The sequence below is a fragment of the Frateuria sp. genome (assembly GCF_035695185.1).
Lineage (GTDB): Bacteria > Pseudomonadota > Gammaproteobacteria > Xanthomonadales > Rhodanobacteraceae > Frateuria_A.
In genome coordinates, this window is the sequence record NZ_DASSES010000047.1 from 13,424 (window position 1) to 29,629 (window position 16,206).

Annotated in this window: 10 protein-coding genes and 1 riboswitch; of the genes, 6 read left to right on the plus strand and 4 right to left on the minus strand. The window is 71.1% G+C overall.

Translation table 11 applies throughout. The annotated features are described in order from the left end of the window. Positions 1-5 precede the first annotated feature (5 nt). The 3 genes from pnuC to VFH59_RS03545 all read right to left on the minus strand — a co-directional run bounded on the left by pnuC (position 6) and on the right by VFH59_RS03545 (position 4,184). Positions 6-590 (minus strand): nicotinamide riboside transporter PnuC, encoded by a 585-nt coding sequence (gene pnuC / locus VFH59_RS03535; RefSeq protein ID WP_325163508.1) that lies wholly within the window; start codon positions 588-590, stop codon positions 6-8. After that, positions 590-2,752, minus strand: coding sequence for a TonB-dependent siderophore receptor (locus tag VFH59_RS03540; protein ID WP_325163509.1), 2,163 nt, complete (start codon positions 2,750-2,752; stop codon positions 590-592). Before VFH59_RS03540 ends, pnuC begins: the two co-directional genes overlap by 1 nt. 62 nt (positions 2,753-2,814) lie before the next feature. Further along, a riboswitch (TPP riboswitch) is annotated at positions 2,815-2,913 on the minus strand. A gap of 137 nt (positions 2,914-3,050) precedes the next feature. Next, entirely contained in the window at positions 3,051-4,184 is a 1,134-nt protein-coding gene (locus VFH59_RS03545; protein WP_325163510.1) for a phosphotransferase enzyme family protein, read from the minus strand. A gap of 321 nt (positions 4,185-4,505) precedes the next feature. Between VFH59_RS03545 and VFH59_RS03550 the strand changes: the two genes are divergently transcribed. From VFH59_RS03550 to VFH59_RS03565, 4 genes are all read left to right on the plus strand, one after another. Continuing rightward, on the plus strand, positions 4,506-5,312 hold the full coding sequence (locus tag VFH59_RS03550; RefSeq protein WP_325163511.1) for a sulfotransferase: 807 nt from the start codon (positions 4,506-4,508) through the stop codon (positions 5,310-5,312). Between the two features lie 97 nt (positions 5,313-5,409). Next, entirely contained in the window at positions 5,410-10,374 is a 4,965-nt protein-coding gene (locus VFH59_RS03555) for an ESPR-type extended signal peptide-containing protein (RefSeq protein WP_325163512.1), read from the plus strand. A gap of 114 nt (positions 10,375-10,488) precedes the next feature. Further along, a complete protein-coding gene (locus tag VFH59_RS03560; RefSeq protein ID WP_325163513.1) occupies positions 10,489-11,388 on the plus strand; it encodes an AEC family transporter in 900 nt (299 codons plus the stop codon). Positions 11,389-11,427: 39 nt separating this feature from the next. Next, positions 11,428-11,832: an RNA-binding S4 domain-containing protein gene (locus tag VFH59_RS03565; RefSeq protein WP_325163514.1), complete on the plus strand. Its 405-nt coding sequence runs from the start codon at positions 11,428-11,430 to the stop codon at positions 11,830-11,832. 28 nt (positions 11,833-11,860) lie between these two features. Here VFH59_RS03565 and mutS read toward each other — a convergent pair whose 3' ends face one another. Next, on the minus strand, positions 11,861-14,434 hold the full coding sequence (mutS, locus tag VFH59_RS03570; RefSeq protein ID WP_325163515.1) for a DNA mismatch repair protein MutS: 2,574 nt from the start codon (positions 14,432-14,434) through the stop codon (positions 11,861-11,863). Positions 14,435-14,568: 134 nt separating this feature from the next. Between mutS and VFH59_RS03575 the strand changes: the two genes are divergently transcribed. Beyond that, positions 14,569-15,096, plus strand: a complete 528-nt coding sequence (locus tag VFH59_RS03575) for a CinA family protein (protein WP_325163517.1) — start codon at positions 14,569-14,571, stop codon at positions 15,094-15,096. A 129-nt stretch (positions 15,097-15,225) separates the two neighbouring features. Next, positions 15,226-16,206: recombinase RecA (recA, locus tag VFH59_RS03580; protein WP_325163516.1), on the plus strand; the 981-nt coding region annotated here is incomplete at its 3' end.

A 16,206-nucleotide genomic window follows, 5' to 3' on the forward strand; every position in this document is an offset into this window, starting at 1 on the left:
GCGACTCAGCCGATCGCAGGCTGCGCCTCGGGCCGGGCCTCGCGCGCCCGGCGCCAGTCGCGCAGGCCGATGGCCGCCAGGACCACGAAGCCGGCATAAAGCAGGGCGGTGATCAGCAGGTCCTTGTAGACGTACTCCCCGACATAGACGACGTCGACCACGATCCACAGCCACCACGCGGCGAGGTGGCGGCGCCCCTGCCACCACTGCGCGACCAGGCTGAAGGCGGTGAGCGCGGCGTCGAGCCACGGCAGCGCGGCATCGGTCCAGCGGTGCATCGCATAGCCGAGCGCGAGCGCGCCGGCCAGGCCGAGCGCCAGATGGGCGGCCAGGCGCCCCGGCGCGAGTGCCGCGACCTGCACGCGGCCGTCGCGGCCCAGGTGTTTCAGCCAGCGCAGCCAGCCGTACACGATCAAGCCGGCGAAGGCGGCCTGCAGCAAGGCATCGGAGTAGAGCCTGGCGTCGATGAAGATCCAGCCATACACCAGCACCGAGGCGAAGCCCACCGGCCAGCACCACGGGCGGCGCCGCGCAGTGAGCCACACCGCCCACGCGCTCAGCGCCGCCCCGATGAGCTCGACCGCGTCCATCAGAACGCGTAGCTCATCGACAGCCGGGCCAGCCGCGGCGCGCCCGCGAACAGGTAGCTGTCGCCATAGGCGCTGCCGGTGTCGCGCCAGTAGAAGCGGTCGAACAGGTTGTCGATCGACAGGCGGACGGTGAACGCGTGGCCGTTCAGCGTGGTGGCATAGCGCACCCCGGCGTCGAAGACATTGTAGGCGGCAACGCGCACGCGACCGTCCGGCGTGGCCACGTTGGGCGAGGCGTAGCGCCAGCCGCCGAGCAGGCTCAGCTGCGGGGCGAACGGCAGGCGGTAGTCGGCGTACACGGCGGCGCGCAGGCGCGGCACGTTGGCGACCTGGTGGCCCTCGTAGGCGCTGGTGCCGGTCCCCTGCGCGCGTGCGCGGATGAAGCTGGCGCTGGCGGTGAGTCCGAGGTTGGCGGTCACGCGGCCCTGCGCACCCAGTTCCAGCCCGGTATGCACTTCCTCGCCCTGCTGAACGAAGGTGAAGCCGTAGGCGGAGTCGTCCGGCCGGGCGAACTGGTAGGGCTGGTGGATGCGGAAGACCGCGGCGCTGAGGTCGAGCGCGTCGGCGAGGTCGTACTTCATGCCCGCTTCCAGCTGATGCGACAGGCGCGGCGCCAGCATCTGGCCGTCGTTGCTCGTCCAGTACGGCGCTTCCTTGCCGAGCGAGAGCCCCTCGCTGTAGCTCAGGTAGGTGGTGAGCGCCTCGCCGGGCTGCCACAGCAGGGCGGCCTGCGGCAGCATCTTGCTCAGTCGGGTGTCGCGCTCGGGCACGCCGTCGCCGTCGTAGGCGCGCTCGTGCAGGCGCACGAAACGGCCGCCGGCGAGCAGTTGCCAGGCCTCGCCCAGGTGCAACCGGTCGAGCGCGAACAGTGAATGCTGCCAGCTGGTGAGCCGACGCACGGACGGACCGGGCTGGTTGGGCGAAGGCGCGAAGTAGGGCGGATCGAGGTCGGCGATGTTGGCGGTGCCGACGTAGTCGTAGACGTCCGCACGCTGGTCGTTGAGGCGGCGGAAGGCGCCCGCGCCCAGCGTCAGCTGCTGGCTCACGGCACCGGTATCGACCTGGCCCTCGAGCGCCACGCGGGCCTCGTCATCGATGCGCGTGTCGTCGGGGCTGCGGTAGTCGTAGACGTCGTAGTCGCCGTTCGGTGCGAAGAAATTGCCGGGCGCGCCGCTGGCGCAGGCGGGCGAGTAGAAGCAACCATAGGCGAAGGCCACGTTGTCGTCGATCACGCTGCGGCTGTGGCCGGCGGCCAGGCGCAGGCGCCAGTCGTCGTCGAAGGCATAGTTGAGACGTGCGCTGGTGTTGGCGGCATGGATGCTCACCGGCTGCTGCCACGGCTCGAAGCCCAGCATGCGGGTGGCGTCGGCGTGTGCGGGCAGGGTATCGCCGCCCAGCAACTGGTAGCCGGAGACCGAGCGCTGCGCGCTGGCCTGGTAGTCGCTGTCCAGTTCCAGCGTGGCGTCGGGGCTGAGGTGCCAGTCGGCGGCCAGGGCGTAGAAGTTGCGCCGGCCATCGGCGTGGCGCACATAGGCATGGGTGTCCTCCCAGGCCAGGTTGGCACGCAGGCCGAAGGTCGGCGTGAGCCAGCCTCCCAGGTCCAGTGCGCCGTAGCGCGAGCCGTGCGTATCGGTACCGAGCGTCGCTTCGCGCACCTCGGCCGGGCGCTTGCTGACGAAGTTCACCACGCCGCCCGGTTCCATTACACCCGCCTGCAGCCCGGCCAGCCCCTTGAGCACCTCAACGCGCTGCTTGTCCTCCAGGGCGAGAGGCTGCTCGCCGGCCACGGTGAGGCCGTTGAAGCGTACGCCGGTCGCGAGGTCCAGCGGATAGCCGCGAATCGCAATGTCCTGGTAGTAGCCCACCGGGGCGTAATTGTCGCCGAGCGAGGCGTCCTCACGCGCCAGTTCGCTCAGGCTCCGGATGTGCCGGTCGTCGATCTGCTGGCGGGTGATCACCGTGACCGCCGCGGGGGTGTCGTGCAGCGAGGCGTTGCCGTAGGCGTTGATGGCGGTGCCGTGGCGGTCGTCGTGCGTCCGGCCTTCCACCCGCACGGGTGCGAGTTCCTTGGCCTGGGTGGTGTCGGGCGCGTCGGCGGCGTACGCGGCAGGGGCCAGCGCGGCGAACAGGGCAAGCAGCAGGGGCGTGCGGGGGAGGGTCATCGTCGGCTCGTCGGCAAGGGATAAGGACGAAGCGACGGCCAGGCGCACGCCCGGACGGACGCGCGACTGCTTATCAAGCTCCCTACGCCGGTACAAGCCGGATCAGGTTCCAAGGGACTCTCTCAGCCCGGCCGTTCTGCCGGGCACCCCCGCTTCAAGGCGGCTATTGAAGCATGGAATGGACGTCCAACCCAAACCCCGGTTCGCGCATGTCTTCTGCGCCGGAGCCGGAGTGTCGGCCGCTTCGGTCGAGCCGGGCTGCGGACCGTCCCGCCCGAACGCCTCGCCGTGGCGCGTATCAGGCGAGCGTGTGGATGGCGTCCAGCAGTGCGCGCCCCGGTGCCGTGCCGAACCACGCCGCGTGCCCGAGCAGGAAGGTGTGATAGGCCACGTCCGCATTGGCCGGCGAACGCGTGATCGCGGCGAAGTACTCCACTTCGGACAGGGCGAAGTCGACGTGCACCAGCGGCAACAGATCGGCAAGCAGGCGGACGTCGCCGGCGGTCAGCGGGCGACGTGAACGGTAGCCCTCGATCAGGGCGCGTGCGGTCCCGATGTGCACCGCCGCGTCACCGGCGTCCAGTGCCAGCCAGGCGATCGCATTGCGTTCGATGGCGGTGGCCAGGTCGAACAAGGCGAACGTGCGCGCGGACAGGCCGAAGTCGAGCACCGCGCTGACACGCGCCTGGCCCCGGGCGCGCCAGCACAGGTTGGAAACATGCCAGTCGCCATGTGTCCAGCAGGGCGCCTGGGCTGCGATATGCGGCTGCGCGCGGGCATGGAAGGCCGCCAGCGCCTCACCGATCTCGCCGCGCCAGTCGCGTTGGACCAGGTATCCGGCCAGCCCCGGCCGCGCCGGCAGCTGTGCGGCGAGGGCGGCGAGCAGATCGTCGGCAACGATGAGATCGCTGCGTGCGACCAGAATGTGCGTGCTCCGCTGGGCGGCCGTATAGCCGTCCGCGGCCGCATGCAGCTGCGCGAGCATCGCACCGGCGGCCCGGGCGTGTGAGAGATCCAGCAGCGGCGACCACGACATGGTTTCGCGATAGAGATCCAGGCCCTCGGCGGGCGCATGCACCTCGTAGGTCCAGTCCCCCCGTGCGAGGGCGCTCCGGCCTGCGCGATCGGCCAGTACCCGCGGCACCGGCACGCCGGCGGCGCGCAGCCAGGCCATGAATGCGTGCTCCTCCATCAGCGTGGCGACGGTGCGCACGCTGCGATGGTGGCGCTTGACGAACACGGTTCCGCCCGACGTCTCGACCACTGCCGCCGCCGACAGTGGCCGCGGGCTGTGCCAGTGCAGCACCAGCGGTGCCCCCAGCCCGCCATAACCGGCAAGCACGGTGGCCACTTCCGCGTGGGCCAGCGGAGGCCAGTCGGGGGGCGTGTCGTCGGCTGCCAGGCCGTGGACGCGATGGCTGTGGGCGGTCATCCGGAGGACTCGCGGGCGCGGTGGGTCGGCCATTATGGCCCCGACATCCGCCGGGACCGCCGAGGCGCTGGGGCGCTGCCGGAGCGGATGACGAATTTCGCCCGCTTTTTGCGCACTCCTCTGGCAAGCCGGAAACGCTCCCCCTACACTGTCGACAAAGTGTGAACTGCGTCACACTTTCCGGGTGGCAGGCACGACGCCGCCCAGCGCATCCGAGGCCAACCGCCAGCCGGGTGCGCAGCAGGTGGTTTTCGGACGATCGCGAGCATGACCCGGACACCGCGGTGACCGGTCGCGCCTCGCGCAGCTACAGGGGACAACATGCGCTTCCACTTCATCTCGGGCCTCCCGCGCTCGGGGTCGACCCTTCTTGCGGCCTTGCTGCGCCAGAACCCGCGGTTCCATGCGGGCATGAGCGGCCCGGTGGCGGGCATGGTGGCGGCCCTGCTCGGGGAAATGAGCGGCCGCAACGAATATTCGGTCTTCATCGACGACGCCGCGCGCCAGCGCGTACTGCGCGGAGCCATCGAAAACTACTACGCCGGCACCGCGGCCGACGTGGTCTTCGACACCAATCGCGCCTGGTGCGCGCGCATGGGGGCCTTGCGCGCCATGTATCCGCAGTCGCGCGTGATTGCCTGTGTGCGCGACATGCCCTGGGTGATCGACAGCGTCGAGCGGCTGGTCCAGCGCAACGCGTTCCAGCCCTCGTCGATCTTCAACTACGCGGTCGGCGGCACCGTCTACTCGCGCGCCGATGGCGTGGCCAACGGCGATGGCCTGGTCGGGTACCCGTACAACGCGCTGAAGGAAGCCTTCTTTGGTGAGCACGCCGGCAACCTGATGCTGCTGCAGTACGAGACGCTGGTTGCCAATCCGCGCGCGGCATTGGCTGCCGTCTACGACTTCATCGGCGAGCCGGGCTTCGAGCACGACTTCGAGCGTATCGAGTACGACGCGAGCGAATTCGACCGCAAGGCGGGCACGCCCGGGCTGCACGAAGTCCGCGGCAGGGTCGGCGCGGTACCGCGCGAGAGCGTGCTGCCTCCGGACGTGTTCCGGCGCTTCGAGAACGATGCCTTCTGGCGTCACCCCGAGCTGAACCGACGCGGCGTGCGCGTCGTTTGAATCCCCGACACCGCCGAGGCGCGCTGGGAGCAGCGCGCTCGCCGGCGCGTGTCCCATTCCGAACCGGCGAGCCCGGGATCACATCAGGGAGAAAGCAGTGAACAAGGTCTATCGATTGGTCTGGAACCGCGCGTTGGGTGTCCTGCAGGTCGCCACGGAGCTCGCCCGATCCCCGCGCGGCGGGCTCGCGCCGGGCGGTGCCGGCCGCGAGCCGGCGCGCCGGCCGCTGGCACAGGCGTGCGCGGCGGCGCTGCTGCTGGGGCTGGGGACGGTCGCCATGCCCGCCTTCGCGGCGCCGGCGACCTACGTCGTCACCTCGGCCACGGATGAGGGGGACACCGGCGCCGCCGGCACGCTCAGCTGGGCGATCGCCAATGCCAATGCCCACCCGGGCAGCGTCATCGACGTGCAACTGGCCGGTGGCGACACGATCGCCGCCACCGGCGCGCTGCCTTCGCTCACCGCGGACGTGACCATCACCGATACGGCGGACCTGCGGATCGACGCGGCGCTGTGCGGCAGCGGGACCGTCACCTGGGCGGGCAGCGGCACGCTCACCTTGACCGGCGCCGGCAGCGGCCTGGCCTGGAACCTCGGCAGCGGCGCGATGAAGCTCGGCAGCGGCAGTGCCACGGCGGCCGTCACCGCCACGGCAGGGGCCAGCGGAACGATGGGCAGCAGTGATCCCAGCCGCGCGGGCACCGGCGGCGCGGGTGCCGGCGGCGTCACGGGCGTGACGTCCGCCAGCGGAACCGGGCTGGCGCTGACGGAGGGCAGCACTCTTACCGGAGGCGCCGGTGGTGCCGGTGGCGTGGGCGGCACGGGCGGTTATGCCGGTTACGGTGGCGCCGGCGGCCAGGGCGGCGCCGGCGCCCAGGGCCTGGTGACGAACGGGACGCTGGACAACGCCGGGACGATCGGCGGCGGGGCCGGTGGTGCGGGCGGGAAAGGCGGTTCCGGCGGCCTCACCGGCGCCCTGGGCGGCGCGGGCGGCAACGGCGGCGCCGGTGCCGGCGGCAGCGGCTTCACGATGCACAACACCGGGACCATCGCCGGTGGCGCCGGCGGCAGCGGTGGCATGGGCAGCGACGGTGGCGCTTCGTTCTACGGTCGCTACACCGGTGGCATGGGGGGCGTTGGCGGCCTGGGCGGGGCTGGCGTCAGTGGCACCGGCTTCAGTGTGGTCAACGAGGGCACCATCGCCGGCGGCGACGCCGGTGACGGTGGCGATGGCGGGCACAGCGGCTGGGGCGGTGGTCGCGGCGGTGACGGTGGTAGCGGCAGCTTCGGCGGCGCGGGTGTCTCCGGCAGCGATTTCACGCTCGACAACCACGGTGTGGTCGTCGGCGGCAACGGGGGCGTCGGCGGTGCCGCCGGTGCGGGCTTGACCGGCAGCGGCGCGGCCGGCGGCGACGGGCTGGGCGGCGTGGGCGTGAGCGCCACGGGCGGCGCCACGGTCATCAACGGCGGCACGATTGCCGGGGGGCTGGCCAAGGGCGGCCTCGGCGAGCAAGCCGACGCCGTCGACTTCTCCGGCGGCGGCAACCGGCTGGTGGTCCAGGGTGGCGCGATCTTCCGCGGCAACGTGGTGAGCACCAGCGGCGGCGACAACGGTGGCGACACGCTCGAACTGGGCGGCGATGCGGACGCCGAAGGCGGCAACGTGTTCGACCTCGACCGCCTGTTTGCCGGGCGTGCCTACGGCTATGACGGCACGCCGGGCTTCTACGGCTTCTCGCAGCTGGCGAAGTCCGGCGCGAGCACCTGGACGATCACCGGCTGGACCGACATGCGCCAGGGCTGGAGCCTGCTCGGCGGCACCTTGCGCGTGGGCGACGGCACGGGCAGTACCTGGATCTACGCCGCGGACGGCAGCGAGGCTGCCGGTCAGGCCGGCGTGGACGCTGCCGACGGCACCACCCTGGTGGTCGAAAACGGCGCGTATATCGGTGGCGGCGCCGGCGGCAGTGGCGGCTTCGCGGGTGGTGCGGGTGTGAGCGCCGGTGCCGCGGTGATCGACAACGCCGGCGGCATCGCCGGCGGCTACGGGAGCGGCGGCTACAGTCTCGGCGGCTACGGTGGCGAGGGTGGACCCACCGGCCTGAGCGGTGGGCAGGGTGGTGCCGGCGGTGCGGGCGTCCGGGGCGCCGGCTTCGCGTTGACCAATACCGGCAACGTATCCGGCGGCGGTGGCGGCTACGGCGGCTCGGGCGGCTACGTGATCGGCAACTACGGCGGGGCCGGTGGCGCCGGTGGCGCGGCTGTCGCCGGTGCCGACTTCAGCGTGGCCAACGGGGGCTACCTCACCGGTGGCCAGGGCGGCTATGGCGGAGTTAGCGGCTACGGCGGCACGGGTGGTACCGGTGGCGCCGGCATCGACGGGCAGTCGTTCTCGGCCGGCAATACCGGCTCGATCCTGGGCGGCACGGGCGGTGGGGCCTCCTACCGCAGCTGGGAGGCCGGCACCGGAGGCACCGGTGGCGCCGGCGTGACGGGCGCCCGGTTCCAGCTGGACAACCGCGGCAGCATCGGCGGTGGCGCCGGCCACGATGGCGTGGGTGGCGCCTACGCCACCAGCGGTAACGGCGGCCTGGGCGGAGCGGGCGTCTCGGGTGCCTCGTTCAATGCCACCAACGCCGGCGACATCGCCGGCGGCCAGGGTGGCGCGGGCGGCAACTTCGGCAGCTACGGTGGCGAGGGTTCGCCCTTCGGCAGTGGCACGCCGGGCGGTGCCGGCGGCGCCGGTGGCGCGGGCGTCAGCGGGACCGGTTTCGCGTTTGCCAGTTCCGGCTCGATCACGGGCGGCAACGGCGGTAACGGTGGCACCGGTGGCACCGGCCTCGGCGGTTACGGGCTGCCGGAGGGAGCGACCTCGTCGGATGCCAACCCGCTCGGCGGCGCCGGCGGTGCCGGGGTCAGCGGCAGCGGCTTCTCCTTCAGCAACAGCGGGAGCATCACCGGCGGCAACGGTGGGCGCGGCGGCGCGGTACTCGGTACCTACAGCGAGGGCGGCAGCTACGCGTCGCCACAAGCGCCCGTGGGTGGCGCCGGCGGCGCCGGCGTCAGTGGCGCCGGCTTTACGCTGACCAACACCGGCTCGATCGTGGGCGGCCTTGGCGGCATGGGGGGCTATGCCAGGTCGGCGGTTTCGAAATACAGCTCCAGTGGCAGCTATGGCCAGGCCGGTGTGGGTGGCGCGGGCGTCGTGGCCACCGGCGGCGCGACGGTGATCAACCGCGGGCTGATCGCCGGTGGCCTTGCCGATGAGGGCAACGGCGCAAGGGCCAACGCGATCGACTTCTCCGGTGGCGGCAATACGCTGGTGATCGAGGCCGGCTCCCGCATCGACGGTGCGGTGGTCAGCCACAGCGGTGCCGGCGCGTCGGGCGATACGCTGGCGCTGGGCGGCGACGCCGACGGCAGCTTCGCGCTCGGGCAGATCGGTGCACTGGGCAGCGCTGCGCAGTACCAGGGATTCGCGAACTTCCTGAAGGTCGGCGGTTCGACCTGGAACCTGACCGGCACGGCGGCCGGCAGCCAGAACTGGACGGTGGCCGCCGGCGGCCTGTCCGTCGATGGCACGCTCGCGGGCAACCTTGTCGTGGGCAAGGACGGGCGCCTGTCGGGCAACGGCACGCTGGGCAGCCTGGATCTGGCCGGCACGCTGGCGCCGGGCCACTCGATCGGCAAGCTGACCACCACGGGCGACGTGGTGTTCCGCAACACCGCGGTCTACCAGGTGGAGACCGATGCGGCAGGCCACAGTGACCAGCTGGTGATCGGCGGCAAGCTGATCCTGCAGGGTGGCTCGGTGCTCAACCTGGCGACGGACGGCCACTTCAGCCTGCAGACGCCCTACACGATCATCACCGCCAAGGGCGGTATCGAAGGCCAGTTCGACCTGACCGACAGCTCACTGGCATTCCTCACGCCCTCGCTCAGCTATGCCGGCGACGCGATCACCATGACGTTGTGGCGCAATGACGTGGACTTCTGCGACGTTGCCGTCACCGCCAACCAGTGTGCGGTCGGTGGTGCGCTCACCGCGCTCGGTCACGGCACCGTGCACGACGCGCTGGTGACGCAGTACGCCGACACCGCGCGGGCGGCGATGACCGAGTGGTCGGGCGAGTCGTTCGCCTCCACCCGCACGGTGCTGCTGGACGACAGCCGCTTCGTGCGCCAGGCCATGGACGACCGCCTGCATCGTGCGGACGGCAACCTGGACAACGCCCGCGCGATCGGCGAGAGCAACGGTTCCATCTGGGCGACCGGTTGGGAACATGCCGGCCGGCTGCCGGGCGGCGGCAATGCCTCGGAAGTGAAAAGCGACGGCCACGGCCTGCTGCTGGGCGTGGATGCTCCGCTGGGCGACCAGTGGCGCGCAGGCGTCACGGCGGGCCTGGGCCAGGATGTCGCGCGCGTGGATGCGCTGGGCAGCGAGGCTTCGGTGCACAGCAAGCATCTGGGTGCCTTCGCCGGCGCTGCGTGGGGCAACTGGACGGCCGAGGGTGGCGTGGCGCAAAGCTGGCATGACATCGCCAGCACACGCCGGCTGGTCACCGTGCTTCCGGCGACGCTGCGCGCCGACTACACCGGCCGTACCGACCAGGCATGGCTGGAGGGCGGTTACCGCGTGGTTTTCCCGCACGGCCAGGTCCAGCCGTTCGTGAATGTCGCGCACGTGGCCGTGCACACCGGCCAGGCGCAGGAGCGCGGCGGCGCTGCCATGCTCACCAGCGCACGCGAGACCACCGAGGCGAGCTTCGCCACGGTAGGCCTGCATGGCCGGTGGCAGCTTGCCGGCGACAGCGCGGCGCTCTACGGCACGCTGGCGTGGCGGCACCTCGACGGTGACCGCATGGCGGTCGCGCAGCAGCGCTTTGCCGACAGCGGCACGTTCACCGTCACCGGTGCGCCGCTGACGGCCAACGCCGCGGTACTGCAGGCCGGTTTCGACTTCGGCCTGTCCAGCCACGCCCGCCTGCGGGCGGGCTACGACGGCATCCTCGCGGGTGGCCGCGACAGTGCGGTGAACGTCACCTTCCAGATGACGTTCTGAGCGCAGCCGTCGGCGCAAACGAATAGGGCCCCGGATCGCTCCGGGGCCCTTTTCTTCGCCGTCAGCGCACGCCGCCGCGGGCTAGACTTTCGCTCTTTCCCGATGGGCGTGTGCATGGGTGCCTTGTTGCTGCTGTTCACCTGCCTGGTCCTGGGCGCGCTGGTGGCGCGCCTCGCGCGGCCGCCGGCCGGGCTTGCGGCGGGACTCAACTGGTGGGTGATCAACGTCGCGCTGCCGGCGCTGACGCTGGAGCTCATTCCCAAGCTTCGCTTCGATCCGCAACTGTGGTTTCCGATCGCGGCGATGTGGCTCACCTTTGGCGGCGCATGGCTGCTGTTCGGGCTGTCGGGACCGCGCCTGGGCTGGTCGCGTGGGCGCACCGGGGCGTTGATCCTGGTATGCGGGCTGGGCAACACCTCGTTCATGGGCTACCCGCTGATGCAGGCGCTGTACGGCCGGCCGGGGCTGACCCTGGCGGTGGTCGCCGACCAGTTGGGGACGTTCCCGGCGCTGTCGTCGGCGGGCATCGTGGTGGCCTGCCTGTACGCCGGCCGCGCACCGGAGCCGGCGGCGATCCTGCGGCGCATCGCCACCTTTCCCGCGTTCGTCGCACTGCTGGTCGGTATCGCGGTGGGTGCGCTGGGTGGCTGGCCCCCGGTCGTCGAGGGCGTGTTCGCGCCGCTGGGCGCGACGTTGACGCCGCTGGCGCTGTTCTCGGTCGGCCTGCAGTTCCGCTTCCACCCGGGCGAGCGCCAGCTTGCCGCGGCGGGCCTGGGCCTGGGATGGAAGCTGCTGCTGGCACCGCTGGCGTGCTGGCTGCTGGGTATCGCCACCGGTGTTGGCGGGCTGGTGGCGACGGTGGGCGTGTTGCAGGCGGCGATGGCGCCGATGGTGTCGGCGACCATCCTGGCCGACGAGTATGGGCTGGATCCGCCGCTGGCCAACACGGTGCTGGGGGCGGGCATCGTGCTGTCGCTGCTGACCGTGCCGCTGGGCCACGCGTTGCTGGGCTGAGGCGCGCCCGCCGCTGCGGCGTGCGGGATAATGGGCGCCATGAGTGAACCACAGGACAAATTGCCGGCCGTGCGCGCCGACGTGTGGCTGTGGGCTGCGCGTTTCTTCAAGACGCGTAGCCTGGCCAAGCAGGCGATCGATGGCGGCAAGGTCGACGTCAACGGCAGTGGCTGCAAGCCGGCCAAGGCACTGCACGTGGGCGACCGCCTGCAGGTCGGCCGCGGCGAGGAGCGTTTCGAGGTGACCGTGCTGGCACTGTCCGAACAGCGCGGACCGGCGCCGGTGGCCCAGGCGCTCTATCGCGAAACCGCGGAAAGCGTGGCCGCGCGTGAGGCCATGCGGGCACAGCGCAAGCTGGGCGCGGCCGGCTTGCTGCGCCCGCCGACGCGACCGGACAAGCAGGCGCGCCGGCAGATCATGAAATTCAAGGACGAGCGGTCGTGAGCTGCGGCCCGGCCATCCGGAGCGAAGGCTAGATCAGCCCCTTCAACCGATACAGCGCTTCGAGCGCCTCGCGCGGCGACATCGTGTCCGGGTCGAGCGCCTTAAGCGCCTCCTCTGCCGCGGACGGCTGCACCGCGAACAGACCCATTTGCGGGGAATCCGCCGGCGCGGGTGGCGCCAGGGGCGCCTGCCCGTGCATGCCACGCTCCAGTTCCGCCAGGGTGCGGCGCGCGTCGGCGATCACGCTCCTGGGGAGGCCGGCCAGCGCCGCCACCTGCAGGCCGAAGCTGCGGTTGGCCGGGCCGTCCTTGACCGCGTGCATGAACACCAACTGCTCGCCGTACTCGACCGCGTCCAGGTGCACGTTGGCGATGCCCGGGTACCCGGCAGCCAGTTCGGTCAGCTCGAAGTAATGCGTGGCGAACAGGGTGAAGGCGCGGCTGGTGGCGGCCAGGTGCACCGCGGCGGCGCGGGCCAGCGCCAGGCCATCGTAGGTGCTGGTGCCGCGGCCGACCTCGTCCATCAGCACCAGGCTGTGCTCGGTGGCGTTGTGCAGGATGTTGGCCGTTTCGCTCATCTCCACCATGAAGGTGGACTGGCCGCGCGAGAGGTCGTCGCCGGCGCCGATGCGGGTGAAGATGCGGTCGACCGGGCCGATGCAGGCGCGCGCTGCCGGCACGTAGCTGCCGATGTGGGCGAGCAGCACGATCAGCGCGTTCTGGCGCATGTAGGTGCTCTTGCCGCCCATGTTCGGGCCGGTGATCACCAGCATGCGGCGCGCGTCGGTGAGGTCCAGGTCGTTCGGCTCGAACGGTTCCTCGCGTACCTTCTCGACGACCGGGTGGCGGCCGCGCTCGATACAGATGCCGGGTGCGTCGGTGAGGTCGGGAGCGCGCCAGTCCAGCGCCTCGGCGCGCTCGGCCAGGTCGGCCAGCACGTCCAGCTCGGCGATGGCGGCGGCGGCGTCCTTGAGCGGGGCGAGGCGTTCGATCAGCGTGGTGAGCAGCTTTTCGTACAGCGCACGCTCGCGCATGAGCGAACGTTCGCGGGCCGAAAGCACCTTGTCCTCGAAAGCCTTCAGCTCTTCGGTGATGTAGCGTTCGGCGTTCTTGGTGGTCTGCCGGCGCGTGTAGTGCGTGGGCGCCTTGTCGGCCTGCGCGCGGGTGATCTCGATGTAGTAGCCGTGCACGCGGTTGTAGCCGACCTTGAGCGTCGGGATGCCGCTGGCGGCCTTCTCGCGTTCTTCCAGCTCGACCAGGAACTGGTCGGCGTTGGTCGAGAGGCGGCGCAGTTCGTCCAGTTCGGCGTCGTAGCCTTCGGCGATGACGCCGCCGTCGCGCTGCAGGACCGGCGGCTGTGCGACGACCGCGCGCTGCAACAGTGCGGTGGTGTCGGCGTGATCGCCGATGCGCGCCACCAGCGCGTGCAGCAGCGGGCTGTCCAGCGCGGCCAGCTGATCGCGCAGCACCGGTGCCGCGGCGAGGCCATCGCGCAGCGTGGAAAGATCGCGCGGCCGCGCCGAACACAGCGCCACGCGGGCCAGGATGCGTTCCAGATCGCCGATGCCGCGCAGTTTCTCGCGCAGCGGCTCGTAAGCGCGCGCCTCGATCAGCGTGGCGATCGCCTGGTGGCGCAGGCGCAGCGTGTCGCGCGCGCGCAGCGGGCGGTTGAGCCAGCGGCGCAACAGTCGCGCGCCCATCGGCGTGACGGTTTCGTCCAGCACGCCGAGCAGGGTGTATTCGATGCGGCCGCTCGGATGCGTATCCAGCTCGAGGTTGCGCCGCGTGGCGGCGTCCAGCGCGATGGTGTCGCCGGCGTTTTCCACCGCCATGCCGGTCAGGTGCGGTAGCGCGCTCTTCTGGGTCTCTTCCACATAGCCGAGCAGGCAGCCGGCCGCGGCGATGGCCAGCGGCAGGCCGTCGATGCCGAAGCCGGAAAGGTCGCGGGTGCCGAAGAAGCGGTTGAGCTCGCGCCGTGCGGCGTCGAGGTCGTAATGCCACGGTGGCCGCTTGCGCAGGCCGGGCAGGGCGGTCACCAGCTTCGGCCAGGCGCCATCCTCGCCGACCAGCGTCTCGGCCGGCTGCAGGCGCGCGAGCTCGGCGGCCAGTGCTTCGGCGCCAGGTACTTCGCTGAGCAGGAAGCGGCCGGAGCTCAAGTCCACCCAGGCCAGCCCGAAGGCGCCCTGCGCGCCGGCATGGATCGACAGCAGCAGGTTGTCGCGGCGCTCTTCCAGCAGCGCGGCGTCGGTCACCGTGCCGGGCGTGACGATGCGCACCACTTTGCGCTCGACCGGGCCCTTGGAGGTGGCCGGGTCGCCGATCTGCTCGCAGATCGCCACCGACTCGCCGAGCCTCACCAGCCGGGCCAGGTAGTTCTCCGCCGCATGGTAGGGCACGCCGGCCATCGGGATCGGTGCGCCGGCGGACTGGCCGCGCTGGGTCAGCGTGATGTCGAGCAGCCGCGCCGCCTTGCGGGCGTCGTCGTAGAACAGCTCGTAGAAATCGCCCATGCGGAAGAACAGCAGCACGTCCGGGTGCTCGGCCTTGTGTGCCAGGTACTGGCGCATGAAGGGAGTGTGCGAGGCGGAGTCGTTGAGGTTCATGCAGGGGAGATGTGTCGGAAGACGCCCGCGGCGGGATCGCGCCGGGAGGGGCTGGAGTGTACACGGGCGCCCCCGCGCACCGCTCCGGCGACCTTGCCGCATCGGTCGCAAGCAGCTAGAACGCCTTGTCCCTCATGCACCTGCCGGAGTCCGCCGTGCCCCCCGCCGTCCCCACCGATGCCGAACTCTCCGCGCTGGCCGTGCGGGTCGCCACCGAGCTGCTGCAGCAACGACTGATGCTGGTCACCGCCGAATCCTGCACCGGCGGCTGGATCGCCAAGACACTCACCGACCAGCCCGGCAGTTCGGCCTGGTTCGACGCCGGCGTGGTGGTGTACAGCTACGAGGCCAAGGAGGCGCTGCTGGGGGTCAATCCGCGCACGCTCGAGCGCACCGGTGCGGTGAGCGAGGAGACCGTGCTGGAAATGGTGTCCGGCGCGATGGCGCGCTATGGCGCGGGCGTCGCGGTGGCGGTCACCGGCATTGCCGGACCCTCCGGCGGCACGCCGGACAAGCCCGTCGGCACCGTCTGGATCGGCTGGAAGCGCCGCGGTGGTTACGCCCATGCGCAGCTGTTCCACTTCGCCGGCGATCGTGAGGCGATCCGCCGGCAAAGCGTGGCCGCCGCGCTCAACGGCGTGCGGAAAGCGCTGACGGATTGACGCGCCCGGCACCGGCGGCGGGGCTTGACGGCTGTGGGATAATCGGGGCCTTCGCAGATCGCAGCCCGTGAGATTCAGGCCGGGCATCATCCGCTCCACTCCTCTAGCCACACCACCGGGATTCCCACGATGGACGACAACAAGCGCAAAGCGCTGGCCTCCGCCCTTGGCCAGATCGAGAAGCAGTTCGGCAAGGGTGCGGTGATGCGCCTGGGCGACCGCACCGACGACGCCATCGACACGGTCTCCACCGGCTCGCTGGGCCTGGACATCGCGCTGGGCGTCGGCGGCCTGCCGCGCGGGCGCGTCATCGAGATCTATGGTCCGGAATCTTCGGGCAAGACCACGCTGACCCTGCAGGTCATCGCCAACTGCCAGAAGAACGGCGGCACCGCCGCGTTCGTCGACGCCGAGCATGCGCTCGACCCGACCTATGCCGAAAAGCTCGGCGTCAACGTCGCCGACCTGCTGGTGTCGCAGCCGGACACCGGCGAGCAGGCGCTGGAGATCGCCGACATGCTGGTGCGCTCCGGTGCGGTGGACGTGGTGGTGGTCGACTCGGTCGCGGCGCTGACCCCGAAGGCGGAAATCGAGGGCGAGATGGGCGACTCGCACGTCGGCCTGCACGCGCGCCTGATGAGCCAGGCCCTGCGCAAGCTCACCGCCAACATCAAGAAGTCCAACTGCCTGGTCATCTTCATCAACCAGATCCGCATGAAGATCGGCGTGATGTTCGGCAGCCCCGAGACCACCACCGGCGGCAACGCGCTGAAGTTCGACGCCTCCGTGCGCCTGGACATCCGGCGCATCGGCGCGGTCAAGAAGGGCGACGAGGTGATCGGTTCGGAGACCCGCGTCAAGGTGGTCAAGAACAAGGTCGCGCCGCCGTTCCGCCAGGCCGAGTTCGAGATCCTCTACGGCGAGGGTTCCTCGCGCGAGGGCGAGATCATCGAGCTGGGCGTGAAGGAGAACCTGATCGACAAGTCCGGCGCCTGGTACAGCTACAACGGCGACCGCATCGGCCAGGGCAAGGAGAACGTGCGCCAGTTCCTGCGCGACAACCCGGCCATCGCCAACGAGATCGACCAGCAGCTGCGCGCGCGCCTGCTG

Excerpts from the sequence above, each read along its gene's own strand:
- pnuC (WP_325163508.1), bottom strand. The coding sequence starts at position 590 with ATGGACGCGGTCGAGCTCATCGGGGCGGCGCTGAGCGCGTGGGCGGTG.
- VFH59_RS03540 (WP_325163509.1), bottom strand. The coding sequence starts at position 2,752 with ATGACCCTCCCCCGCACGCCCCTGCTGCTTGCCCTGTTCGCCGCGCTG.
- VFH59_RS03545 (WP_325163510.1), bottom strand. The coding sequence starts at position 4,184 with ATGACCGCCCACAGCCATCGCGTCCACGGCCTGGCAGCCGACGACACG.
- VFH59_RS03550 (WP_325163511.1), top strand. The coding sequence starts at position 4,506 with ATGCGCTTCCACTTCATCTCGGGCCTCCCGCGCTCGGGGTCGACCCTT.
- VFH59_RS03560 (WP_325163513.1), top strand. The coding sequence starts at position 10,489 with ATGGGTGCCTTGTTGCTGCTGTTCACCTGCCTGGTCCTGGGCGCGCTG.
- VFH59_RS03565 (WP_325163514.1), top strand. The coding sequence starts at position 11,428 with ATGAGTGAACCACAGGACAAATTGCCGGCCGTGCGCGCCGACGTGTGG.
- mutS (WP_325163515.1), bottom strand. The coding sequence starts at position 14,434 with ATGAACCTCAACGACTCCGCCTCGCACACTCCCTTCATGCGCCAGTAC.
- VFH59_RS03575 (WP_325163517.1), top strand. The coding sequence starts at position 14,569 with ATGCACCTGCCGGAGTCCGCCGTGCCCCCCGCCGTCCCCACCGATGCC.